Raw genomic sequence first — 23,003 nt, forward strand, 5'->3', positions numbered from 1 at the left:
CCCGGCTCACCCGCCCGCCTGCTCCCGGAGCACCTCGCGGAACCAGTGGTACGAGGACTTCGGGGTCCGCGTCAGCGTCGCGTAGTCGACGTGCACGAGCCCGAAGCGCCGCGCGTACCCCTCCGCCCATTCGAAGTTGTCCAGCAAGGACCAGACGAAATATCCCCGGACGTCCACCCCCGCCGCCATGGCGGTGTGCAGGGCCCGCAGATGGCCGTCCAGATAGGCGATCCGCTCCCCGTCCTCGATGCCCTCGTACGAGCAGCCGTTCTCGGTGATCATGATCGGCGGTAGCCGTTTTCCGTACCGTTCGCGGAATCCGACCAGCAATTCGGTCAGTCCCTCCGGAACCACCGCCCACCCGAAATCGGTCCGGGGATATCCCTCGATGTCACGGGGTGCGAAAGGCAGCCCCTCGGGTATGCGGGTTCCGCCGACTTCTGTCGCCTCGCCCTTCGGCCGTCCCACCAGTGACGGCTGGTAGTAATTGATCCCGTACCAGTCCAGCGGCGCGGAGATCACCTTCAGGTCGTCGTCGATATTTCCCGGCAGCAGCTCCGCCACGTCGTCGTCCGGATAGCGGCCCAGCAGGATCGGGTCCGCGAACATCCGGTTCAGCAGCAGGTCGTAGAAATCCGCCGCCGTACGGTCTTCTTCCGCGTCGGAGGCCGCCCAGGTCGGCCCGTGGGAATTCGCGATCCCGATGGACCGGGCGCCCCGGGCCCGCAATGCCTGCACCGCCAGGCCGTGCCCCAGCAGCTGGTGGTGTGCTGCCGGCAACGCGCCGAACAGTAATTCCCGCCCCGGCGCGTGCTGCCCCAGCCCGTAGCCCAGCAGCGTCAGTTCCGCCGGCTCATTGAGCGTGATCCACCGCTCCACCCGGTCCCCGAGCCGCGCCGCCACGGCATCGGCGTACGCGGCGAACCACTGTGCCGTTTCCCGTACGAGCCAGCCCCCGCCGTCCTCCACGACCTGCGGGGTGTCCCAGTGGAAAAGCGTCGGCACCGGCGCGATTCCGGCCGCCAGCAAGGCATCGACCAGCCGGTCGTAGAAATCCAGCCCGGCCGCATTCACCGCCCCTCGCCCGTCCGGCACCACCCGCGGCCAGGCCACCGAAAACCGGTATGCGCCGACCCCGAGTTCCTTGAGCAGCCGCACGTCCTCGGGATAGCGGTGGTAATGATCGGTCGCCACCCGGGCATTCGAGCCGTCCTTGATCCGCCCGCTCTGCGCGGTGAAAACGTCCCATGTCGAGGTGGCGCGCCCCCCTTCGTCCACCGCGCCTTCGATCTGTGCGGCGGACGTCGACACCCCCCACAGAAAATCCTCCGGGAAGCGCGGCAGGGGCCTGGGGAACTCCGGCACGGCAGTCATGCCGGGATCTTCGTAACCGGCGGTAACAGTGTCAAGGGGCAGGGCACGTAAGGGAGTTGGCGGGCAGCCGGCGATGCCTCGCCGGCACCGCAGCGCTGCGTCCCTTGTCGGCGGCCCTGCGCGACCGCCTACGCCCCTTCCTTCATCACCCTCGTGATCAAGGTCCGCTGGTCGTCCGTGAGGCGGGGGTCGGAGAGGTACACCGTGCGGCCGTCGACGGTGATCTGGTAGCTGAAGCCGTCGGGGACGCCGACGGGGGGTTCGGTGCGGGCGGTGGCGAGGGCGCGTTCGGCGAGCGACTGCCACTCGCCGGAGTCGTCGCGCCCCGCGGTGTCGATCTCGGCCCGGCGGTCGATGGCCGCGAAGCCGCCGGTGCGGTGAACGTGAATGCGCATAACGGGCTCCTCCGACGTCCTGCGACGGACTTCTTCCCCGTTTGGGGGGCCATATGGCCACGGTAGTCGGGGGCGGGGGGTGGGCGCCTGCTGGTCGCCGGCGCCCGTACACCGCTCCCGTTCTTTCGGGTAACCGGCACACCCCCGAGGTACGCCGGTCACTTCCCGCCGCGCCGAGATGCGGCCCTCTCGAGTCGTTATGTCGTCACTTCGGCGAGAGGCCGACCTGCGACCAGGCCTTGACCACGGCCTCGTGTTCGTCGCCGGTGCCGAAGCGGGCCTGGGCGGCCTTGATCGTGAGCTTGGCGAAGTCGGCGAACGTGGCGGCCTTGGGCAGTTCGCCGCCGGTCAGGACGTCGTACCAGACCTGGCCGGCCCGCTCCCACGCCTTGCCGCCGAGCTTGCTGGCGAAGAGGTAGAAGGCGTGGTTGGGGATGCCGGAGTTGATGTGGACGCCGCCGTTGTCGTCGGTGGTCTTGACGTAGCCCTCCATGGTGGCCGGCTGCGGGTCCTTGCCCAGGACGTCGTCGTCATAGGCCGTACCGGGCGCCTTCATGGAGCGCAGGGCCTTGCCGGTGACGTTGGGGCCGAGCAGGTCGGCGCCGATCAGCCAGTCGGCCTGGTCGGCGGTCTGGCCGAGGGCGTACTGCTTGATCAGGGAGCCGAAGACGTCGGAGACGGACTCGTTGAGGGCGCCGGACTGGCCGTGGTAGTCGAGGTTGGCGGTGTACTGGGTGACGCCGTGGGTCAGCTCGTGGCCGATGACGTCGACGGGGATGGTGAAGTCCTTGAAGAGGTCGCCGTCGCCGTCGCCGAAGACCATCCGCTCGCCGTCCCAGAAGGCGTTGTCGTACTTCTGGCCGTAGTGGACGGTCGCGTCGAGTGCCAGGCCGGCGCCGTCGATGGACTTGCGGTGGTACGTCTTCAGGTAGAAGTCGAAGGTCGCGCCCAGTCCGGCGTGGGCGCGGTTGACCGAGGCGTCGCGGGAGGGTCCGTCGGACTCGGAGTGGACCTTGGTGCCGGGGAGGTTCTCCCGGTGGCCGGCGTTGTAGATGGTGCGGGTCGGCTTGTCGGCGGAGGCCCGGGCCTCCTGCGGGGCGACGGCCTGAGCGGCCCGGGTCCTGCGGAGGATGCGGTGGGCGCCGTCGTGCTCCAGGGTGCGGCGGGCCGGCTCGAAGTGGGCCGGGTCGTCCGACTGCGCGAGGTTGTCGAGGATGTGCGGCGGGATGATCGTGCAGAAGACGGGGTCGCCGGGGACGGTCGGGCCGGTGGCCTTCGAGGTCCGGTCGTTGCTGGGGTCCGTGTTGAGGTCCATGGACAAACGGTGGCACTGTGTAGTGCGGGTGTCACTGCTTGCGCTGGAGATTCCTGCATATGTGTGGTTCGTCGCATTTATGGCGTAACGTCCGGCCCGGTCCCGCATACTGATACGCGACCGCCACTCAGGGCGTACCTCGGTTAGGGTGCTGAGCATCATGCGTTACGGGCTGCTTCTCCTTAGCTGCCGCGGCGAGGGCCTGTAGTCGAGGCCGACCCCCTCCCCGCGGAGTCCGGTGTTGCCCACCGTCGGCCGTCGAAAGTCTTCGACAGGAGCCCCGCGCAATGACCTCCGAAATCTCCGTCGGTCGCCCCACGCCCATCACCGCCGCGACCGTCACCCAGCGGCCCTCCGGGATGCCGATCCACAAGTACGGCCCGTACGAGGCCGTGGACCTGCCGGACCGGACCTGGCCGGACAACCGGATCACCAAGGCGCCGCGCTGGCTCTCCACCGACCTGCGGGACGGCAACCAGGCGCTGATCGACCCGATGTCGCCGGCCCGCAAGCGCGAGATGTTCGACCTGCTGGTGCGCATGGGCTACAAGGAGATCGAGGTCGGGTTCCCGTCGTCCGGCGAGACCGACTTCAACTTCGTACGGTCGATCATCGAAGAGGGCGCGATCCCCGACGACGTCACGATCTCGGTGCTGACGCAGGCCCGCGAGGACCTGATCGAGCGGACCGTCGAGTCGCTGCGCGGCGCCAAGCGCGCCACCGTCCACCTGTACAACGCGACCGCGCCGACCTTCCGCCGGGTGGTCTTCCGCGGCTCCAAGGACGACATCAAGCAGATCGCCGTGGACGGCACCCGGCTGGTGATGGAGTACGCGGAGAAGATCCTCGGCGACGAGACGGTCTTCGGCTACCAGTACAGCCCGGAGATCTTCACCGACACCGAGCTGGACTTCGCCCTGGAGGTCTGCGAGGCGGTCTGCGACGTCTGGCGTCCCGAGGAGGGCCGCGAGATCATCCTCAACCTGCCCGCCACGGTGGAGCGTTCGACGCCGTCCACGCACGCGGACCGGTTCGAGTGGATGGCCCGCCACCTGACCCGGCGCGAGTACGTCTGCCTGAGCGTCCACCCGCACAACGACCGGGGGACGGCCGTGGCCGCCGCCGAGCTGGCGATCATGGCGGGCGCCGACCGCATCGAGGGCTGCCTGTTCGGGCAGGGCGAGCGGACCGGCAACGTCGACCTGGTGACCCTGGGCATGAACCTCTTCAGCCAGGGCGTCGACCCGCAGATCGACTTCTCGCAGATCGACGAGATCCGCCGGACCAGCGAGTACTGCAACCAGATGGAGGTCCACCCGCGCCACCCCTACGCGGGCGACCTGGTCTACACCGCCTTCTCCGGCTCCCACCAGGACGCCATCAAGAAGGGCTTCGACGCCATGGAGGCCGAGGCGGCCGCCGCCGGCAAGACCGTGGACGACATCGAGTGGGCGGTGCCGTACCTGCCCATCGACCCGAAGGACGTCGGCCGCTCCTACGAGGCCGTCATCCGCGTCAACTCGCAGTCCGGCAAGGGCGGTATCGCCTACGTCCTGAAGAACGACCACAAGCTGGACCTGCCGCGCCGGATGCAGATCGAGTTCTCCCGGATCATCCAGGAGAAGACCGACGCCGAGGGCGGCGAGGTCACGCCGGCCGCCATCTGGTCCGCCTTCCAGGACGAGTACCTGCCCAACCCCGCGAACCCGTGGGGCCGCATCCAGGTCAAGAACGGCCAGACCACGACGGACCGGGACGGCATCGACGCGCTCACCGTCGAGGCGGTCGTGGACGGCCGGGACACCGTGCTGACCGGGTCCGGCAACGGCCCGATCTCCGCGTTCTTCGACGCCCTGCAGGGCATCGGCGTGGACGTACGGCTGCTGGACTACCAGGAGCACACGATGAGCGAGGGCGCCTCCGCGCAGGCCGCCTCGTACATCGAGTGCGCGATCGGTGACAAGGTCCTGTGGGGCATCGGCATCGACGCGAACACCACCCGCGCCTCGCTGAAGGCCGTGGTCTCCGCCGTGAATCGCGCCGGCCGCTGAGCCTCCGCGGCCCTGCGCCCGGCCCCGCGATTTCGGCCATTTCGGCGGCGCGCCAGTGCTTCTGGCGTGCCGCCGAGCCGTAGTTGTCCGATACGAGGTGCTGACGGCGCATCAATGATGTGGCTAACATCACGTCCAACACGGCGACGGTGGCGTGGGGGTCTCTCCTGTGCCGGGACGGCAACGGGGAGTTACGGAGGCTGACGGAATGCACAAGGTGTGTGTGATGGGAGTGCGCACGTCCTGGCGTACCGTCGCCGACGGCGAGTTCTTCTGTCCGGCCTGCGGCGGCGACCGCAACTACCTCCGACGCACCGGCCACCGCCGCCTCACCCTCCTCGGCGTCCCGCTCCTCTCCCGCGGCCACACCGGCCCGGTCCTGGAGTGCTCCGCCTGCCACGGCCGCTTCGGCCTGGACGCCCTCGACCACCCCACCACCGTCCGCTTCTCCGCGATGCTGCGGGACGCCGTCCACACCGTCACGCTCGCGCTGCTGGCCGCCGGCGGGACCTCGTCCCGCGCGGTCCGGGAGACCGCCGTGGACGCCGTCCGGACGGCCGGCTTCCCGGACTGTTCCGAGGACCAGCTGCTGACCCTCCTCGCGGCCCTCGCCGCCGACACCGGGCGGCTCACCGGCACCTACGACGCGGTGACCGGCGGCCACTGCGGCCATGCCGGCCTCGACCCGTGCGGCACCGCGCTGGCGATAGAGCTGCACGAGGCCCTGGAGCCGCTCGCCCCGCATCTCGCGCCCGCCGGGCGGGAGTCGCTGCTCCTCCAGGGCGCCCGGATCGCCCTCGCGGACGGCGCCTACACGCCCGCGGAGCGCGAGGTGCTCACCACGGTCGGCGGGGCGCTGACCCTGGGCCCGGCGGACACCGAGCGGCTGCTCGCCGCGGCGGCCCGCACGCCCTCCTAGGGCCGGGGACCTCCGGCCGTTCCTAACGGGTGCCCTTCGCGGTGATCTTGATCGCGTAGGACTTCGGTGCCGAGACACCGCATCTGCCGTGGTCGTCGCAGAAGGTGGCGAGGGCGGTGAGGGTGGCACGACTGCCCGGACGGGCGCCCGCCTTGAGCTTCAGGCGCATGGGCTTGCTCAGGTACTCGCCCGGCATGAGGTCGGCGTAGCGGAGGAACCGTCCCTTGCGCAGGTCGACGGTGTGCCAGGTGCCGCCCGCCGCGTTGTCGAAGAACTGGACGGTGACCGGCGCGGTGCCGGTGAGCGAGAGGGTGACGGCCGGCAGCGTGCCGTTCGTGGTGTTGCGGACGAGATCGGCGAAGCCGTGCCAGCCGGAGCCGACGGCCACGGTGCGGGGGAGGTCCAGGAGTTCGGTGCTCACCCCCGGTGTTCCGGTCGCGGCGGCGGCCGGGGTGGTCAGCAGGGCGGCGGGGGTCAGCAGGGCCGTGGCGAGGACGGCCGTCAGGGCGCGGCGGAGCTTCATCGGGAAGGTCCCTCTCGATCCGGAGGCGGTTGCCGTTACCGACCGGTGAGGGGACGAGAAGGTTGCGGCCCCCGTCGCCGCCGGGGCGGTGACGGGGGCCGGACGCGCCGGGTGCCAGGGGCGGTTACGCGCCCGCCGCAGCCGGAGCCGACGTCGCGGCCTCGGCCGGCGTCAGACGCACCGGAAGCCCCCGCAGGCCGCCCGAGATGAAGCCGCCCGCGGGCTGCAACTCCTCGGCGGTTACGGCGAGTTGGAGGTCGGGGAAGCGGGCGAAGAGCGCCGGGAGGGCGATCCGGGCCTCCATACGGGCCAGCGGGGCACCGAGGCAGTGGTGCACGCCGTGGCCGAAGGCCAGGTGCTCCTGGACGCCGCGCCGGACGTCGAACGTGTCCGCCCCGGGGCCGTGGAACTCCGGGTCGCGGCCGGCACCGGCGTACCCGGGGAGGATCGCGTCGCCCTTGCGGATGGTGATCCCGTCCGGCAGCTCGATGTCCTCCACCGCGAAGCGCAGCGGCAGGCTCGCGATGCTGGGGGCCCAGCGCAGCGTCTCCTCGATCACGTCGCTCCACGGCACCTGGCCCGACAGCACCAGCTCCCGCTGTTCGGGGTGGGTGAGCAGGGCCGTCACCGCGTTGCCGATGAGGTCGACGGTGGTCTCGTGCCCGGCGCCGATGACCAGCAGCAGGGTGTCCAGGAGCTCCTGCTCGGTCATCCGCTCGCCGTCGTCGTCCCGGGCGGAGACCAGCAGGCTGGTGAGGTCGTCCGCCGGTGCCTCGCGCTTGGCGGTGACCAGGCCGGTCAGCAGGGTGTGCACGGCCGCGGCGGTGGCACCGGCCTGTTCCGGCGTGGCGGTGGTGTCCATGATCGCCTCGACCAGCCGGGCGAGTTCGGCGCGCGGCTCGCCCTCCGGGAAGCCGAAGAGCTCGCAGATGACCTGCATGGGCAGCGGGTGGGTGAACACCTCGCGCAGGTCCACGACCGAGCCGGCCGGGCGGCCGGCGAGATCGTCCAGTAAGGCCTGGGTGATCCGCTCGACGCGCGGCAGCATGGCGTCCGTACGGCGGGCCGTGAACGCCGGCGCGATCAGCTTGCGCAGCCGCCGGTGGTCCGGGCCGTACGCGGTGAACATGTTGGTGACGCCGATCCACGACTGCAGCCAGCTGCTGCGGATCTCCTCGCGCTGCCAGGCCGGCCAGTGCTCGCGGGGGTTCTTGGAGACCCGGTCGTCGGTCAGCAGCGACTTGAGCAGGGCGTGGCCGGTGACCGCCCAGGCCTCGATGCCGCCGGGCAGTTCGATCCGGGCCGCCGGGCCTATCGCGCGGAGGCGGGCTGCCTCCCCGTGGATGTCGCTTCCGACCGGGTCGATGACGTAGGGCTGCTGTCCCTGTTGTGCCATGGAGTGGCTCCTGCCTGGTCGGGGGTGATGGGGGAGAAGCGGGCCGGCAGCGCGACCAGGGCCCGGTGGAAGGCGCCGTGCCGCCACTCCAACTCGCCGGCGGGAACGGCGAGTTCGATGTCGGAGAGCCATGCGGTGAGCCGCTCGATCGCGGTGGTGGCGATCAGCAGTGCGTGCCGCTTCACCGGGCAGGCGTGCGGTCCGGCCGCCCAGGACAGGTGCGAACCGCCGCCCGAGCCCGGCACGTCCAGCGAGGTGGTGTCGAACTGGCTGTTGGCGGCCGCGTACGACACCATCACCAGCTGCCCCCGGCGCACCCAGGTGCCGTGGAAGAAGACGTCGCGGACCGGGAAGTGGGCGGAGTAGTTGGTCAGCGGCGGGTCGTTCCACAGCACCTCGTTGATGGCGTCCTGCGGGGTCAGGGCGCCACCGGTGAGGGTGTTGTAGTAGCGGTCGTCGGAGAGCATCCGCGACAGCGCGTTGCCGATGAGGTTGGCGAGCGGTTCGTTGCCCGCGCCCATCACCAGGATGATGTTGTGGATGAGCTCCTCGTCGGTCAGCCCGTTGGGGTGGTCCATGAACCACGAGGTCAGGTCCGCGCCGCGCTGCGCCTTCTTCGAGCCGACCAGCTCCATGATGTACGCGGTGTACGCCTCGTTGGCGGCCGCCGCCTCCTCGGGCGAGGTGCCCTCGATCATCCCGGCGAGGGCCTCGATGAGCCGGTCGCTGTAGGAGTCGGGCAGCCCGAAGAGGTTGTTGAACATCAGCAGCGGGATCAGCCGCGCGTAGTCGGCGATCAGATCGACCTCACCGCGGGCGCCGAACCGCTGGATCAGGGTGTCCGCGGCGTGGTGCACACGGGCCCGCAGCTCGTGCGGTTCCACCAGCTTGAAGCTGTCGACGATGACGTCCCGGTAGCGGACGTGCGCCGGCCCGTCGCTGTAGAAGACGTTCGGCCGCCAGCCCAGCATCGGCAGGATCGGGGAGTCCGGCGGGACGGTCTGCATCCACTCCCGGGAGTCCTTCGACCAGGTCGAGTCGTCGTGCAGCAGGTCGAGGGCCGCGCGGTAGTCGGTGACCAGCATCGCGGTCACGTCGGGCGCGATCTCGACCGGCGCCAGCGCGCCGTACTGCCGCAGCCGGCCGTAGACGCAGCCCGGGTCGGCGGCGAACTCCGGTCCGTAGAGCTTCACCGGCTCGTGCGCGTCGGGCCGGGCCTGCGGGTACCCCGTGGCCTGCTGCGGCGGGACCGCGGAGTGCGCCGGGCAGCCCGGTGGCGGCGCGGCGCCCTGCTGCGGCGGATACCCCGGGCGCTCGGCTTCGCCCGGGCGGGGGAGACCCCATTCTTCCGGCTGGTGCGGGGAAGTCACGGGTTCGGGTTCTCCTCGGGAGTGTGGGCCAGAACGTGGCCGACGAGCGCGATCAGCGCATCGACGGACTGGTCGCGGTCGCGGGCGTCGCACAGCACCAGCGGTGTCTCGGGGTGCAGGTCGAGTGCCTCGCGGAGCTTCTCGACGGAGTACTGGGGCGCGTCCGGGAAGGTGTTGACCGCGACCGCGTAGCGCAGCCCGGCCTCCTCGACGATGTCCATCACCTCGAAGGAGTCCGCCAGCCGGCGGGTGTCCGCGAGGACCAGGGCGCCCAGCGCACCGCGGGCGATGTCCTGCCACAGGGGCCGGAAGCGCTTCTGCCCGGGCGTGCCGAACAGGTAGAGCACCAGGTCCCCGGGCAGCGTCAGCCGCCCGAAGTCGATCGCGACGGTGGTGGTGGTCTTCTCCCGTACGCCGGCGAGATCGTCGACGATCGCGCCGGACTGGGTCATGACCTCTTCGGTGTGCAGCGGCGGGGTCTCCGACAGCGCCCGGATGAGCGTCGTCTTGCCGACCCCGAACGGACCCGCGACCAGCAGCTTGACCAGGGTCTGGTGCTCGCCGGAGAGGTACATGTTGCCGGTGCCGGTACCCGTACCGGTCGCGCTGCTAGGACTTGAGAGAGCGGAGTCCATCGAGAACCCTCTCCAGAATCTGCCGGTCGAATTGCTCGGCTTCGGGGATGGGGACACGGGCGTGCAGTCGCCCGGCATCGACAAGGTCGGCCACCAGCACCTTCACCACGCTGACGGGCAGGTGAAGGTGGGCGGCGACCTCGGCCAGAGACAGCGCCCCGGGCTGCAGCAGCGTAAGGATGCGGTGCTCTTCCGGGCGTACCTCACTGGTGATCGGCATCCCCACGCTGTGCAGCAGGGTGAGCCGGTCCAACGTGTTGCGGCTGGGGCGGGCGCGTCCGCCGGTGGCCAGGTAGGCCGGGACGAGGCGCCTGCCGCTGCTCTGGCGGGGCGTCATGCCGGGTTACCGAGGTCCCGGGCCGGGCTGTTCATCACCTTGTTGCCCAGCGTCGTCACCTGGATCTGCATGTGGTGTGCGACGACTCCCATGTTCACCTCCGGGTCGGCGAAGACGGCCAGGCAGGTGTTCTCGCCGGCCGGTATCGCGAAGACGAAGCCCTCGTCGGACTCGATGACGGTCTGCCGCAGCCGGGTGTCGTCCTTCTCGGCGAACGCGGCGGTGACGGCGCGCGCGGCGCCCTGCAGTGCGGACATCATCGCGGCGACACCCTCGCCGGCCTCCCGGGTGAGGCCCGGCGAGGCACCCTCGATGAAGCCGTCACCGGAGATCACGGCTGCGTGGATAACATGCGGCAACTCCAAGAGCGGCGCCAGCACCCAGGACTTGTCCTCGGCGACACGGCGGCGGGCGGGGTTGTTCATGACTGGGCGTTCCCTTCGGGACTGCGAGGGGGTTCTGACTGGGCGGCTGCCCGGCCGGATTCGGTGCCCCGCTGGAGGGCGGCCCAGCGGGATCCGGTCTCCTCCGGGGAGCGCGGGGGAATCGGTTCGGTGCGCGGGGCCTGTTCGGCCTCCGACGCGGGCTTGCGGCGGCGCCGGCGCGGCAGTTCGCCCTCGGTGGCCGGCGCGTCGTACGAGGCGTGCACGGCGGGCGCGGCGGGCGCCGCGGGGGCGGCCGGCGCGGCCGGGGCGGGAGCCGGCTGACCGGCGGAGGACGCTGCCGAGGAGGGCGCCGCCCCGGTCGGCAGCGCGGAGGAGGATCGTTCCGTCATCCCGGAACGGTGCGGCAGCGGAGCCATCACGGACATGGGCTGGGCGCTCTCGTCGAGGACGGTGAGGAGGGGGTCACCCGGGATGTACACCACGGCCCGCACACCGCCGTACGGCGACGGCTCGACGTGCACTCCGAAGCCGTACTGGCGCACCAGCTGCCCGGCCGCGGCGAAACCGGACCGCGGCGGGTCGCCGAGCTGGGTCAGCAGCAGATCGCCGTCGCCCGCCAGCAGCTCCATCGCCGCCTTGATCTCGTCGTCGTGCATGCCGACGCCGTAGTCGTCGATGATCACCGAGGCGCCGCGGTTGCCCTGCTGGAGGGTGATGGTGACCGGCAGCTCCCGGTGCGAGTGGTGCAGCGCGTTGGCCAGCAGCTCGGTGACGGTGATCGCGATCGGCTCGACGGCCCGCGCGACCACCGCGACCGGGTCGCGCAGCTGGTTGCTGATCTGGACCCGCTCGTAGCCGCGCAGCCGGGACATGGCGCCCACGACCAGCTCGGCCAGGTACGAGTCCTCGCGGGTCAGGCCCGGCCAGGCACCGCAGACGACGCCGGTGGCCTGCACGCGCCGCAGCGCCTGCTCGTTGAGGAAGTCCGCGTTCAGCAGGTCCTGCGCGATCTCCGGGTCGTCGTAGCGGTGCTGCATCTCCTGCAGCGCCGTCTGCAGCCGGTAGAGCAGCGCCTGGATGGTCGTGGTCGCGCCGCGGAGCGCCGACTGGGCGGCCGCGTCGACCCGCGTGCGCTCCTTGGTGATGGCCTCGCCGACCTGCTCCAGTACGGCGGCCAGCGCCTCGTCGGTCTCCGACCCGGCAAACCGGGCGTCGAGCAGACCGCGCACCGGTACGTGCGGATGGGCCAGCGCCATCGTCAGGTCCGGGAGCCGGGTACCGGCCAGGTGCCGGATCTCGGCCTCGGTGGCGCGCAGCCGGGCCGACAGCTCCGTATTGCTGTGGAGCGTGGCGCTGTTCTGTTCCTCAGCGGCGGTCAGGCGCGCTCTCAGGGCCTTGCGTTGTCCGCTGGCCCGGACCGAGAACGCCGCCAGGACCACGGCGGCGGCCGTACCTGCGCTGAGGCACCACAACAGCGCCTCCGGTATGGATGTCATCGAGATCCTCATGTGGGGTACTGACTGGGTCGGCCGGCCATCACGGCGACGTGCTGCCGATCATCACGGGATGCTACCGGGGAGTTGACGTGCCGTGAGGTGCGATCCCAAGGGGCGACTGAGAAGTACGGAAGGTCACCTTCCGCCCGCGATGACCGGACGATAACGTGATGCGGCCCTGTCATCCAGGGCAGATGGCGGGGCCGCTGTGTGCCTGTTGTGTGCCCTTGGTGAAAGCCGGTCAGGCGGCCCGGAACCGCGCGTTCTTGACGGCCTCTATGAAAGCGGACCAAGCGGTGGTGCTCCTGCCCCGCCGAGCTCAGCTCAGGTCGTACTCGCGCCTCGTCCGCAGCCCGCTGCCGTCGGCCCGACCAGGCGCAGCGACGCCTCCGGCGACCCCAGGGCGGTCCCGGAGCGTCACCGCACGACTGCGAAAAGTGCTGCCGGTCAGCCCCCTCTGCGCATGCGCGAGAATGGGCGCCATGAGTCTGTTCCGCGACGACGGCATCGTGCTGCGCACCCAGAAGCTGGGTGAGGCGGACCGGATCATCACGCTGCTCACCCGCGGCCACGGCCGGGTCCGCGCCGTGGCCCGGGGGGTGCGGCGGACGAAGTCGAAGTTCGGGGCGCGGCTGGAGCCGTTCTCCCACGTGGACGTGCAGTTCTACGCCCGCGGCAGCGAGCTCGTCGGGCGCGGGCTGCCGCTCTGTACGCAGAGCGAGACGATCGCCGCGTACGGCGGCGGCATCGTCACGGACTACGCCCGCTACACCGCCGGTACGGCCATGCTGGAGACCGCCGAGCGGTTCACCGACCACGAGGGCGAGCCGGCGGTCCAGCAGTACCTGCTGCTGGTCGGCGGGCTGCGGACGCTGGCCCGCGGGGAGCACGCGCCGCATCTCGTGCTCGACGCGTTCCTGCTCCGCTCGCTGGCCGTGAACGGTTACGCGCCGAGCTTCGACAGTTGCGCACGGTGCGGGATGCCGGGCCCGAACCGGTTCTTCTCGGTCGCGTCGGGCGGGGTGATATGCGGTGAGTGCCGGGTGCCCGGGAGCGTCGTACCCTCCTCGGAGGCCATCGGGCTCCTGAGCGCGCTGCTGACCGGCGACTGGGAGACCGCGGACGCCTGCGAGGCCCGCCATGCGCGGGAGGGCAGTGGGCTGGTCACGGCCTATTTGCACTGGCATCTGGAGCGGGGGCTGCGTTCCCTGCGGTATGTAGAGCAGTAGGGCAGGCAGGCGCGGTGATGCAGTGGTCACCCGCGCACAACGACAATCCTCGAAGCGACACAGCGACACAGCGACACAGCGATACATAGGAGACGTGGGCCGCATGGCACGACGCGGGATTCTGGGCCGTAACCGACGCGAGTACGTCACGCCCGAGCCGCACCCTTCCGGCGCGCGGCCGCCGAAGATCCCCGGTGAGCTCGTCCCGAACCATGTGGCCGTGGTCATGGACGGCAACGGCCGGTGGGCGAAGGAGCGGGGCCTGCCGCGCACCGAGGGGCACAAGGTCGGCGAGGGCGTCGTACTGGACGTCCTCAAGGGCTGCCTGGAAATGGGCGTGAAGAACCTTTCGCTCTACGCCTTTTCCACCGAGAACTGGAAGCGGTCGCCGGACGAGGTCAAGTTCCTGATGAACTTCAACCGCGATGTCATCCGGCGGCGCCGTGACGAAATGGATGCGCTCGGTATTCGCATCCGGTGGGTCGGCCGGATGCCGAAGCTGTGGAAGTCCGTGGTGCAGGAGCTCCAGATCGCCCAGGAGCAGACCAAGAACAATGACGCGATGACCCTGTATTTCTGCGTGAATTACGGAGGTCGGGCGGAGATCGCGGACGCCGCGGCGGCGATCGCCCGGGACGTACGGGCCGGGAAGCTGGAGCCGTCGAAGGTCAACGAGAAGACCCTCGCGAAGTACATGTACTACCCGGACATGCCGGACGTGGATCTCTTCGTGCGGCCGTCCGGTGAGCAGCGCACCTCGAACTACCTGATCTGGCAGAGCGCGTACGCCGAGATGGTCTTCCAGGACATCCTGTGGCCGGACTTCGACCGGCGGAACCTGTGGGACGCGTGCCTGGAGTACGCCAAGCGGGACCGGCGGTTCGGTGCCGCGCCGGTGGCGGAGGGCGAGTCCGCGACCTGACGGCCTGAGGGCGGGCGGCCCGGCTTCCTGTGCTCCAGGAAGCCGGGCCGTACGCGTACGGGCCGTTCAAGCCCCTGGCTAGAGGCCGTTGCGGCGGTAGGGCACGTACGGCTGGCCGATCGACCTCTCGTGCGCCGCGTCGCCCGAGTAGTACGGGTACGGGATGACGTGCGAGACGGTGCCCTGGGAGCCGTTGTCCTCCAGGGCGATGTACTTGGTGTGGGCCTCGTCGGCCCAGCCACCGAAGAGGACGGTGTGATCGCCGGCGATCAGGGCGTCGCCCGGCTGCAGGTCGTCCTTGGTGATCACGTGGGCGGTGTTGCCGCCCATCAGGCCGTAGGTGTTGAGGCCCGGGGGTTCGAGGCCCCAGGCGGCGGAGACGAAGCCCGAGCAGTCGTCGCGGTAGCCGTTGGTGGTGGCCGACTGGCTGTAGCCGATGCGGTGGTTCACCCGCTCCAGGGCCCGGTCGATGATGTCCTTGCGCTCCTTGGGGAGCCCGGAGGTGTCGGGGGCGTCCTGCACGCCGGCGCCGGTGGTGGTGTGGTGCTTGCCCGGCGACCAGGCGTCCCAGTCGCCCTTGGTCTCCCACTTGCCGTCGCCGTGACCCTGGGAGGGGGCCGGACCGCCGGCGCCACCACCACCGCCGTGGCCGCCGCCGCTGGCACCGCCGCCACCACCGCCACCGCCACCGCCTCCGGAGCCGGACCCGGCGCCGTGCGAGCCGGTCTGCGGTGACTTGGGCGTGTCGTGGTGCTTGCCGTCCTTGATCTTCTTGAGGTCTTCTTCGATCTTCTTCTCGTTGGCCTCGTACTCGGCCTTGACCTGCTTGATCTTGTCGGCGTCCGCCGCGAGCCCGTCGAGCAGCTGGGACTTGGCCGCGGCGAGGCGCCGGCTCACCTCGGCGATCTCCTCGACGTCGGCCTGCACCTGGTAGGCGATGCCGAAGCCGGGAAGGGACGCGAGCGGCGCGGTCGCGAGGTCGATGCTGGCCGCGGTGGCCATGGTGTCCTTGACCTCGCACAGCCGCCGGTGGAGCTCCAGCATCTTCTCGGCGGCCGAGCGCCAGTCCTTCTCGATGGTGTTGAGCTCCGCCATCTCGACACCGAACGTGTCGCCTGCCATCCGTACAACCCCCGTGTCGTCGTGGCTCGTCAGTAGACCTGGGACAGCCGGGTGACGGCCTGGCCCAGCGTGGTGAGATCGTCGGAGATCTTGTTCATCTCCTTGACGCGGCCGTGCGCGACGGCGACGAAGGCGTCCGACGCCGGGCCGTGCCAGGTCAGCTTTCCGAGCGCGGTATTGACCTCCTTGGTCAATCCGTCCAGCTCCTTGCTGAGCTTGGCCAGTTCGGCCGCGATCTTCTGCAGGTCCGCGTCGCCGCCGCCGAACATCTGGGTCAGCACCCAGTGCGCGATCTCGGCGGGCGCCATCATGACGTCCTTGCCGACCTCGACCACGTCGCCGACGAGCTGCTTGCCGTCTTCCCAGAGATCCCCGAGACCCATTACTACCCCCCGTGTGGGCGCGAGCACCGCGCCGATAGCCCACCGAGGCTACCACCAGCGTGTACCTGTCATCCGTGCGCTCTGCCGCCGGGCATACGAAGGGCCGCCCCGATCAACTCGGCGGCGGCCCCGGCGCAGTTGCTGCTCCTGTCGGCTACTTCTCCTCGGCGGTCCGCTCCGCGCACTCGCCGCAGGTACCGAAGATCTCGATCGTGTGCGCCACGTCCCGGAAGCCGTGCTCGGCGGCGATCTGGTCGGCCCACTTCTCCACCGCGGGACCCTCGACCTCGACGGCCTTGCCGCAGCTCCGGCAGACCAGGTGGTGGTGATGGTCGTCGGTGCTGCAGCGGCGGTAGACCGCCTCGCCCTCGCTGGTGCGCAGCACGTCGACCTCGCCGGCGTCGGCGAGCGACTGCAGCGTGCGGTAGACGGTGGTCAGTCCGACCGAGTCGCCCCGGTGCTTGAGCATGTCGTGCAGCTCCTGGGCACTGCGGAACTCGTCCACCTCGTCGAGTGCGGCGGACACCGCGGTCCGCTGCCGCGTCGACCGGCCGCGTACCGGAGATCCCGCGCTCGTCGCCACCGTTGCCTCCCTTAGGACGTCAGGTCTTCCCCCTGCGCATGCGTCCCGCCATTGTGCCAGGTGATGACCGGCGCCCTGGTGGGACGCTTACCGGCGTGCGGCTATCCGGCCACGCTCACATCGTCCGGGGCGGTGCGACCGGCGGGTACCTCCAGGGTGCACCCCGCACCGGGCTGTGCGGCAGCCCTGGCGCGCTTTTTCGCGAGCGGCGTGGCGAGCGCGGTCAGCACGACGAACAGGCCGATGGCGAAGAGCACGATCGTGGCACCGGACGGGACGTCCACGTAGTACGAGGTGGTGGTGCCCGTAAGGGTGACCGCGACACCGATCGCGACGGCCACCGAGAAGGTGACCGCGAAGCTGCGGCTGATCTGCTGGGCGGCCGCGACCGGGATCACCATCAGGGCGCTGACCAGCAGCAGGCCGACCACCCGCATCGCGACGGTGACGGTGACCGCGGCGGTCACCGCGATCAGCAGGTTCAGCAGCCGGACCGGCAGGCCGGTCACCCGCGCGAACTCCTCGTCCTGGCACACCGCGAACAGCTGGCGGCGCAGCCCGACGGTGATCGCCAGGACCAGCGCGGCGAGCACGTAGATCGTCGTCATGTCCTGCGGCGAGACGGTCGTGATCGAGCCGAAGAGGTAGGTGCCGAGGTTGGCGTTGGAGCCGGCGTCGGAGAGGTTCATCAGCATCACACCGCCCGCCATACCGCCGTAGAACAGCATGGCCAGCGCGAGGTCGCCGCGGGTCTTGCCGTACCAGCGGATCAGCTCCATGACGACCGAGCCGGCGACGGCGACGGCGGTGGCGACCCAGACCGGGCTCTGGTTGAGCAGGAAGCCCAGTCCGACGCCGGTGAGCGCGACATGGCCGATTCCGTCGCCCATCAGGGCCTGGCGGCGCTGGACGAGGTAGATGCCGATGGCGGGTGCGGTGACGCCGACGATCAGGGCGGCGATCAGGGCCCGCTGCATGAAGGCGTAGGTCAGGATGTCCATCAGGTGAGCAACCCCGTCCGGATCGGTTCCGCGGCCGCGTCGGCGTGCGGGTGGACATGGTCGTGGCCGGGGAGGGCGTGCTGGCCCACGGCCTCGGGCGGCGGGCCGTCGTGGACGACGCAGCCGTCGCGCAGCACCACCGCGCGGTCGATCAGCGGCTCCAACGGGCCGAGCTCGTGCAGCACGAGCAGGACGGTGGTGCCGCGGGCGACCTGCTCGCGCAGGGCGGCGGCGAGCACTTCCTGGCTGGCGAGGTCGACGCCGGCCATCGGCTCGTCCATGATCAGCAGTTCCGGTTCGCCGGCCAGCGCCCGGGCTATCAGCACCCGCTGGTGCTGGCCGCCGGAGAGCGCGTTGACCGAGTCCTTGGCGCGGTCGGCCATGCCGACCAGCTCCAGTGCGTGGTGGACCGCGGCCCGGTCGGCCTTGCGCAGCACACCCAGCTTCGTACGGGCCAGCCGGCCGGCCGTGACGACCTCGCGGACGGTGGCGGGCACCCCGCCGGCCGCGGTGGTGCGCTGCGGGACGTATCCGATGCGGGCCCAGTTCCTGAAGCGGCGGAACTCCGTGCCGAACAGCGACAGCGAGCCGCCGCTCAGCGGGACCTGGCCGATCACCGACCGGACGGCGGTGGACTTGCCGGAGCCGTTCGCGCCGAGCAGCGCGACGACCTCGCCGGAGCGCACCGTCAGGTCGACGCCGCGCAGCACGGGGCGGGCGCCCAGCGATGCGGTGGCGCCGCGCAGGTCGATGACCGGCTCGGGGAGCGGTTCTTTCACGGTGACCTCCGTGGGGTGCGGGGCGGACTGGTCGGTGCGGTTCGCTTGCTGCTCACTTGCTGCCGAGCGCCTTCTGCAGCGCCGTGAGGTTGGCGCGCTGCACGCCGAAGTAGTCCGTGCCGCGGGACTTGGCGGTGATCCCTTCGAGCGGGTCCAGGACGTCGGTCCGCAGGTGGAGATCGCCGGCCAGGGTCTTGGCGGTGGCCGGATTGGCGATCGTCTCGAAGAAGACCGTGGAGAGGTGGTGGTCGGCGGCGAGGGTGTGCAGGGCCTTCATGCGGTGCGCGCTGGGCTCGGACTCGGGGTCCAGGCCGCTGATGGCCTCCTCGGTCAGGCCGTAGCGCTCGGCGAGGTAGCCGAAGGCCGCGTGGGTGGTGAGGAAGGTGTCCGACGCCCGGTTCTTCAGGCCGTCCTTGAACTCCGCGTCGAGCCCGGTCAGCTTCTTCACCAGGGCGTCGGTGTTCTTCTGGTAGTCGGCCCGGTGCTTCGGGTCGGCCTTGGCGAGGGTCTTGTTGACGCCCTTGGCGACCTCGGCGTACTTCACCGGGTCGAGCCAGATGTGCGGGTCGTTGCCGCCCTCGGAGTCGGAGTGCGAGGCATTGTCGCCGGTGGTGTGGTGGTGGCCGTCGACCTCGGTGCCGTGCTTCTCCAGGGAGGTCAGCGCGGCGGCGTCGGCGATGTGCTTGACGCCGGACTGGGCGACCGCCGCGTCCACCGCGGGCTGCAGGCCCTTGAGGTAGACGACCGCGCCGGACTCGCCGAGCTGGGCGGTCTGCTTGGCGGTGAGCTCCAGGTCGTGCGGCTCGACGCCGGGCTTGGTGAGGTCGGTCACCTCGACGTGCTTCCCGCCGATCTGCGCGGCGAGGAATTCCATGGGATAGAAGGATGCTGTCACCCTCAGCTTGCCGTCGGCCGTCCTGCCACTGGCGGTGGGGGAGCAGGCGGAGAGGGCCAGCAGGCCGAGCCCCGCGGCTCCGGCGACCGCGGCGGTGGTGAGGTGACGGCGTATGTTCATGACACTCATTTTCAACAAACCTGGAAACGATTGTCAATAAACCTCGGGCCGGTGTGAGCGGGCCGACAGTGGCCGGGAACCGATTTGGTCCCGGGGCGGCGCCCGCCGGTACCCTGAACTATTCGCCCGGCCGTCTTGCGACCTGCACCCCCGACGAGACGCGAGGGCGCCGCCCAATTCATCGTTCGTCGTCGTAATGAAGAGAGCACCGTGGCCGCCGACAAGATCGATACCATCGTCAGCCTGAGCAAGCGCCGTGGCTTCGTTTACCCCTGCAGTGAGATCTACGGCGGCTCCCGGGCTGCCTGGGATTACGGTCCGCTGGGCGTCGAGCTCAAGGAGAACATCAAGCGGCAGTGGTGGCGCGCCATGGTCACCTCGCGCGAGGACGTCGTCGGCCTCGACTCGTCGGTGATCCTGGCGCCCGAGGTGTGGCAGGCGTCCGGCCACGTCGCCACCTTCACGGACCCGCTCACCGAGTGCACCTCCTGCCACAAGCGCTTCCGCGCCGACCACCTGGAGGAGGCGTACGAGGCCAAGCACGGCAAGCTGCCCGAGAACGGCCTCGCCGACATCAACTGCCCGCACTGCGGCAACAAGGGCGGCTTCACCGAGCCCAAGCAGTTCTCCGGCCTGCTCTCCACCCACCTCGGCCCGTCCCAGGACACCGCCTCGGTCGCCTACCTGCGCCCCGAGACCGCCCAGGGCATCTTCACCAACTTCGCCCAGGTCCAGCAGACCTCGCGCAAGAAGCCCCCGTTCGGCATCGCGCAGATGGGCAAGTCCTTCCGGAACGAGATCACTCCGGGCAACTTCATCTTCCGCACCCGCGAGTTCGAGCAGATGGAGATGGAGTTCTTCGTCAAGCCGGGCGAGGACGAGCAGTGGCACGAGTACTGGATGGAGCAGCGCTGGAACTGGTACCGCGACCTCGGTATCCAGGAGGAGAACATCCGGTGGTACGAGCACCCCAAGGAGAAGCTCTCCCACTACTCCAAGCGCACCGCTGACATCGAGTACCGCTTCAACTTCGGCGGCACCGAGTTCTCCGAGCTGGAGGGCGTGGCCAACCGCACCGACTACGACCTCGGCGCGCACTCCAAGGCGTCCGGCCAGGACCTGTCGTACTTCGACCAGGAGGCCGGCGAGCGCTGGACCCCGTACGTCATCGAGCCGGCGGCCGGTGTGAACCGCGCGATGCTCGCCTTCATGCTCGACGCCTACGTCGAGGACGAGGCGCCCAACGCCAAGGGCAAGATGGAGAAGCGCACGGTCATGCGCCTCGACCCGCGCCTGGCGCCGGTCAAGGTCGCGGTGCTGCCGCTGTCCCGCAACCCGCAGCTCTCCCCGAAGGCCAAGGGTCTCGCCGCGGACCTGCGGAAGAACTGGAACATCGAGTTCGACGACGCGGGCGCCATCGGCCGCCGCTACCGCCGCCAGGACGAGATCGGCACCCCGTTCTGCGTCACCGTCGACTTCGACACCCTCGACGACAACGCGGTCACCGTCCGCGAGCGCGACACCATGAAGCAGGAGCGCGTCAGCCTGGACCAGATCCAGCCCTACCTGGCGGCGCGCCTGCTGGGCTGCTGAGTCCGGCACCTCGGGTAGCTGCTGAGTCAGCCGCCAGACAGCTGCTGGCTGCTGAGTCGGTCATTGGCTAGATGAACGGGACCGGTCCCCTTGCGGGGGCCGGTCCCGTCATCGTTTTTGCCGTGAGGCGGCCGGGGACGCTCGCCCGCGCGTGCTCGTCCTGGGAATACCCACTCCCGCCCGTACGTTGTGGCCCCGCAGGGGGGCCTCGCGTCCCCTACGGGATCTGTTCGACGGTCCCCTAGTGGGTTCGGTGAACGCCCCGCCGGGTGTTCCGTGGGGCGTGGCGTACGTGCCCGTTGGGCGTCCCGTCTCTCAAGTGCCCGGGCGCTCGACTGCCCGCATCGGCCGGGTCGCGAGCCAGGCGCAGACGGCGGCGAGGGGGAGTTCGGCGGCCAGGGCCATGGCTATTGCGGTGGCCAGCTCCGGGCCGGGGGCGGCGGTGGCGACGTCGATGCAGGCGTCGGCGAGCAGGAGGACGGCCGCGGCGCCGGCGGGGGCGCGGTGGCGCGGATCGGCACGCAGGATGCGGAGGCCGGCGGTGAGCAGTGCGACGGCCTCCAGGGCGTCGAGGGTGACCCAGGCGGTGGCCTCGGCGGGCGGCAGGGTGCCGGCGAGGTAGCCGAGCCAGGGCAGCAGCGCGAGCCCGGCACCCGCGAGGATACGGACCTGCCAGCGACGGGCGCGGCTCAGCAGCAGGCCCCCGCGCACGGCGCCGTTCGCCGTGCAACGTCCTTTGTCGACAGGGGGGTTGAAGGCGATCAGGGCCATGGCGGAGGTCTCTTTCAAGGTCACGAACCCGGCCTTCGGGCTCGTGATCAAGACTCCGGGTTTTGCCGGTCACGGTCAGTAATGCGGCTGTCCGACTTGGGGTGGCACCAGCTGTACCCCTGGTCCGGCAACGGGCTTCATGGCAGGCCGCAGCGGTCGGCGCATAACGTTGGATCATGAAGATTCCGCCCCGGACGCGGCGCGCGCTCACCCGGCTGACCCGCGATACGTACTTCCTCGCCCTCGGGGCGCCGTTGCACCTCCTCATCGGGTTCCTGCTGTTCATGGCCTTCGGTCTCGTATGGGAGATCGTCGAGGGGAACGACAGCAGCGTGCCGGTGGTGCTGGGGCTCACGCTGGTGCTCACCGTGTCGTCCGTGCCCGCGCTGACCGCCGCCCAGCGCTGGCGTTTCCGGCGGTTCCTCGGGATCGACATCCCCGCACCGGGGTGGTGGCGGCGGTGGCAGCGCCGGTTCGGCTACCACTGCCTGGTGGGAGCGCTGCTCGGCGGGCTCGAAGTGCTGGTGCTCAGCCTGCTGTTGGCGGGCCTGGCCGCCGTCACGGTGTACGCGTGGATATGGGCGGCCCCCCTGGGGTGGCGGGTCAGCCACCCCGGCTATTACACGCAGGCCTTCTACGTCACCCTCGCCGGCCTCGCCGCGCTCGCCGCCGTCCCCTCTCTCGCCGCGGTCGTGGTGCGCCTGGAGACGCAGCTCGCACCCGGTCTGCTGGGGCCCGACCGGAACGAGGACCTGGCGCGCCGGGTGATCGACCTGACCGAGAGCCGGGCCGGTGCGGTCGACGCCGCGGATGCCGAACGGCGCCGCATCGAACGGGATTTGCACGACGGCGCCCAGCAGCGCCTGGTGTCGCTGGCCCTGAACCTGGGTCTGGCCAAGGCGACGCTGACCGACCTGCCGCCCGAGGCGCGCGAGGTGATCGACACCGCGCACCGGGAGGCGAAGGAGGCCATCGAGGAGCTCAGCAGTCTGGTGCGCGGTCTGCACCCGGCCGTCCTGGACGAGTTGGGGCTGGACGCCGCGCTGTCCGGGCTCGCCGCCCGGGCGCCGCTGCCCGTACGGCTGCGGGTGGATCTGGCGCAGCGCACCGTGCCGGCCATCGAGGCGGTGGCGTACTTCGTGGTCTCCGAGGCGCTGACGAACGTGGCCAAGCACGCCGCGGAGGCGACCCGGGTGGATGTGACGGTCACCCGGCTGGGCGAGATACTGCGGGTGGTGATCGCCGACGACGGTGCGGGCGGGGCCGATCCGTCCAAGGGGAGTGGTCTCACCGGGCTCGCCCAGCGCGTGCGGTCCGTGGACGGAACATTCCGGATGAGCAGCCCCGTGGGGGGCCCGACCATGATGAGCGTGGAGCTGCCGTGCCCGAAGTGAGGCGTGACATGGGG

The 23,003-nt window shown here is 70.5% G+C and carries 23 protein-coding genes; 6 read left to right on the plus strand and 17 right to left on the minus strand.

Features of this window, described 5'->3' with window-relative positions; genetic code table 11:
• Positions 1-6 precede the first annotated feature (6 nt).
• The 3 genes from ACGF4C_RS18985 to ACGF4C_RS18995 all read right to left on the minus strand — a co-directional run bounded on the left by ACGF4C_RS18985 (position 7) and on the right by ACGF4C_RS18995 (position 3,084).
• Positions 7-1,374: a GH1 family beta-glucosidase gene (locus ACGF4C_RS18985; RefSeq protein WP_393567599.1), complete on the minus strand. Its 1,368-nt coding sequence runs from the start codon at positions 1,372-1,374 to the stop codon at positions 7-9.
• Positions 1,375-1,502: 128 nt separating this feature from the next.
• The gene (locus tag ACGF4C_RS18990; protein WP_362144420.1) at positions 1,503-1,769 is read right to left on the minus strand and encodes a protealysin inhibitor emfourin; all 267 of its coding nucleotides are present in this window, start codon (positions 1,767-1,769) and stop codon (positions 1,503-1,505) included.
• 205 nt (positions 1,770-1,974) lie between these two features.
• On the minus strand, positions 1,975-3,084 hold the full coding sequence (locus ACGF4C_RS18995) for a M4 family metallopeptidase (protein ID WP_393567601.1): 1,110 nt from the start codon (positions 3,082-3,084) through the stop codon (positions 1,975-1,977).
• A gap of 287 nt (positions 3,085-3,371) precedes the next feature.
• Here ACGF4C_RS18995 and leuA point away from each other — a divergent pair, with 287 nt between their 5' ends.
• Both leuA and ACGF4C_RS19005 read left to right on the plus strand, forming a co-directional pair.
• A complete protein-coding gene (gene leuA, locus ACGF4C_RS19000; RefSeq protein WP_393567603.1) occupies positions 3,372-5,135 on the plus strand; it encodes a 2-isopropylmalate synthase in 1,764 nt (587 codons plus the stop codon).
• A gap of 208 nt (positions 5,136-5,343) precedes the next feature.
• Positions 5,344-6,054 (plus strand): TerB family tellurite resistance protein, encoded by a 711-nt coding sequence (locus ACGF4C_RS19005; RefSeq protein ID WP_393567605.1) that lies wholly within the window; start codon positions 5,344-5,346, stop codon positions 6,052-6,054.
• 22 nt (positions 6,055-6,076) lie between these two features.
• Here the strand turns inward: ACGF4C_RS19005 and ACGF4C_RS19010 are convergent, their stop codons facing one another.
• From ACGF4C_RS19010 to ACGF4C_RS19040, 7 genes are all read right to left on the minus strand, one after another.
• Complete coding sequence (locus ACGF4C_RS19010; protein WP_393567607.1) at positions 6,077-6,577, minus strand: hypothetical protein; 501 nt, start codon at positions 6,575-6,577, stop codon at positions 6,077-6,079.
• Positions 6,578-6,701: 124 nt separating this feature from the next.
• The gene (locus tag ACGF4C_RS19015) at positions 6,702-7,973 is read right to left on the minus strand and encodes a cytochrome P450 (protein ID WP_393567608.1); all 1,272 of its coding nucleotides are present in this window, start codon (positions 7,971-7,973) and stop codon (positions 6,702-6,704) included.
• Positions 7,889-9,343, minus strand: a complete 1,455-nt coding sequence (locus ACGF4C_RS19020) for a cytochrome P450 (RefSeq protein WP_393567610.1) — start codon at positions 9,341-9,343, stop codon at positions 7,889-7,891. Before ACGF4C_RS19020 ends, ACGF4C_RS19015 begins: the two co-directional genes overlap by 85 nt.
• Positions 9,340-9,918, minus strand: coding sequence for an ATP/GTP-binding protein (locus ACGF4C_RS19025; protein WP_078866169.1), 579 nt, complete (start codon positions 9,916-9,918; stop codon positions 9,340-9,342). The genes ACGF4C_RS19020 and ACGF4C_RS19025 overlap by 4 nt, the downstream gene beginning before the upstream one ends.
• Before the next feature lie 34 nt (positions 9,919-9,952).
• On the minus strand, positions 9,953-10,315 hold the full coding sequence (locus tag ACGF4C_RS19030) for a DUF742 domain-containing protein (RefSeq protein WP_393567612.1): 363 nt from the start codon (positions 10,313-10,315) through the stop codon (positions 9,953-9,955).
• Entirely contained in the window at positions 10,312-10,740 is a 429-nt protein-coding gene (locus ACGF4C_RS19035; RefSeq protein WP_030413707.1) for a roadblock/LC7 domain-containing protein, read from the minus strand. The genes ACGF4C_RS19030 and ACGF4C_RS19035 overlap by 4 nt, the downstream gene beginning before the upstream one ends.
• Positions 10,737-12,197 (minus strand): ATP-binding protein, encoded by a 1,461-nt coding sequence (locus ACGF4C_RS19040; RefSeq protein ID WP_393567614.1) that lies wholly within the window; start codon positions 12,195-12,197, stop codon positions 10,737-10,739. The genes ACGF4C_RS19035 and ACGF4C_RS19040 overlap by 4 nt, the downstream gene beginning before the upstream one ends.
• A gap of 482 nt (positions 12,198-12,679) precedes the next feature.
• Between ACGF4C_RS19040 and recO the strand changes: the two genes are divergently transcribed.
• Both recO and ACGF4C_RS19050 read left to right on the plus strand, forming a co-directional pair.
• Positions 12,680-13,426, plus strand: coding sequence for a DNA repair protein RecO (gene recO / locus ACGF4C_RS19045; RefSeq protein WP_261951561.1), 747 nt, complete (start codon positions 12,680-12,682; stop codon positions 13,424-13,426).
• Positions 13,427-13,529: 103 nt separating this feature from the next.
• A complete protein-coding gene (locus tag ACGF4C_RS19050; protein WP_201809548.1) occupies positions 13,530-14,348 on the plus strand; it encodes an isoprenyl transferase in 819 nt (272 codons plus the stop codon).
• Positions 14,349-14,426: 78 nt separating this feature from the next.
• Here the strand turns inward: ACGF4C_RS19050 and ACGF4C_RS19055 are convergent, their stop codons facing one another.
• The 6 genes from ACGF4C_RS19055 to ACGF4C_RS19080 all read right to left on the minus strand — a co-directional run bounded on the left by ACGF4C_RS19055 (position 14,427) and on the right by ACGF4C_RS19080 (position 19,231).
• Positions 14,427-15,470, minus strand: a complete 1,044-nt coding sequence (locus ACGF4C_RS19055; RefSeq protein WP_393567616.1) for a hypothetical protein — start codon at positions 15,468-15,470, stop codon at positions 14,427-14,429.
• 29 nt (positions 15,471-15,499) lie between these two features.
• Positions 15,500-15,853 carry a WXG100 family type VII secretion target gene (locus ACGF4C_RS19060; RefSeq protein WP_030413702.1) on the minus strand — a complete coding sequence of 118 codons (354 nt, stop codon included), beginning with the start codon at positions 15,851-15,853 and terminating at the stop codon, positions 15,500-15,502.
• A 154-nt stretch (positions 15,854-16,007) separates the two neighbouring features.
• On the minus strand, positions 16,008-16,436 hold the full coding sequence (locus tag ACGF4C_RS19065) for a Fur family transcriptional regulator (protein ID WP_030413701.1): 429 nt from the start codon (positions 16,434-16,436) through the stop codon (positions 16,008-16,010).
• Between the two features lie 101 nt (positions 16,437-16,537).
• A complete protein-coding gene (locus ACGF4C_RS19070) occupies positions 16,538-17,437 on the minus strand; it encodes a metal ABC transporter permease (protein WP_310729273.1) in 900 nt (299 codons plus the stop codon).
• Positions 17,437-18,216 carry a metal ABC transporter ATP-binding protein gene (locus ACGF4C_RS19075; RefSeq protein ID WP_030808511.1) on the minus strand — a complete coding sequence of 260 codons (780 nt, stop codon included), beginning with the start codon at positions 18,214-18,216 and terminating at the stop codon, positions 17,437-17,439. The genes ACGF4C_RS19070 and ACGF4C_RS19075 overlap by 1 nt, the downstream gene beginning before the upstream one ends.
• Before the next feature lie 52 nt (positions 18,217-18,268).
• Positions 18,269-19,231: a metal ABC transporter substrate-binding protein gene (locus ACGF4C_RS19080; RefSeq protein WP_393567618.1), complete on the minus strand. Its 963-nt coding sequence runs from the start codon at positions 19,229-19,231 to the stop codon at positions 18,269-18,271.
• 210 nt (positions 19,232-19,441) lie between these two features.
• Here ACGF4C_RS19080 and ACGF4C_RS19085 point away from each other — a divergent pair, with 210 nt between their 5' ends.
• A complete protein-coding gene (locus ACGF4C_RS19085; protein WP_362144457.1) occupies positions 19,442-20,824 on the plus strand; it encodes a glycine--tRNA ligase in 1,383 nt (460 codons plus the stop codon).
• A gap of 315 nt (positions 20,825-21,139) precedes the next feature.
• On the opposite strand, the gene ACGF4C_RS19090 is transcribed toward ACGF4C_RS19085, so the two are convergent.
• A complete protein-coding gene (locus tag ACGF4C_RS19090; protein WP_393567620.1) occupies positions 21,140-21,619 on the minus strand; it encodes a hypothetical protein in 480 nt (159 codons plus the stop codon).
• A gap of 152 nt (positions 21,620-21,771) precedes the next feature.
• On the opposite strand from ACGF4C_RS19090, the gene ACGF4C_RS19095 reads away from it, so the two are divergent.
• Positions 21,772-22,989, plus strand: a complete 1,218-nt coding sequence (locus ACGF4C_RS19095) for a sensor histidine kinase (RefSeq protein WP_393567622.1) — start codon at positions 21,772-21,774, stop codon at positions 22,987-22,989.
• The last annotated feature ends 14 nt before the right edge of the window (positions 22,990-23,003 follow it).

Source organism: Streptomyces sp. NPDC048197, from assembly GCF_043202395.1.
In the GTDB taxonomy this organism is placed as follows: domain Bacteria; phylum Actinomycetota; class Actinomycetes; order Streptomycetales; family Streptomycetaceae; genus Streptomyces; species Streptomyces siderophoricus.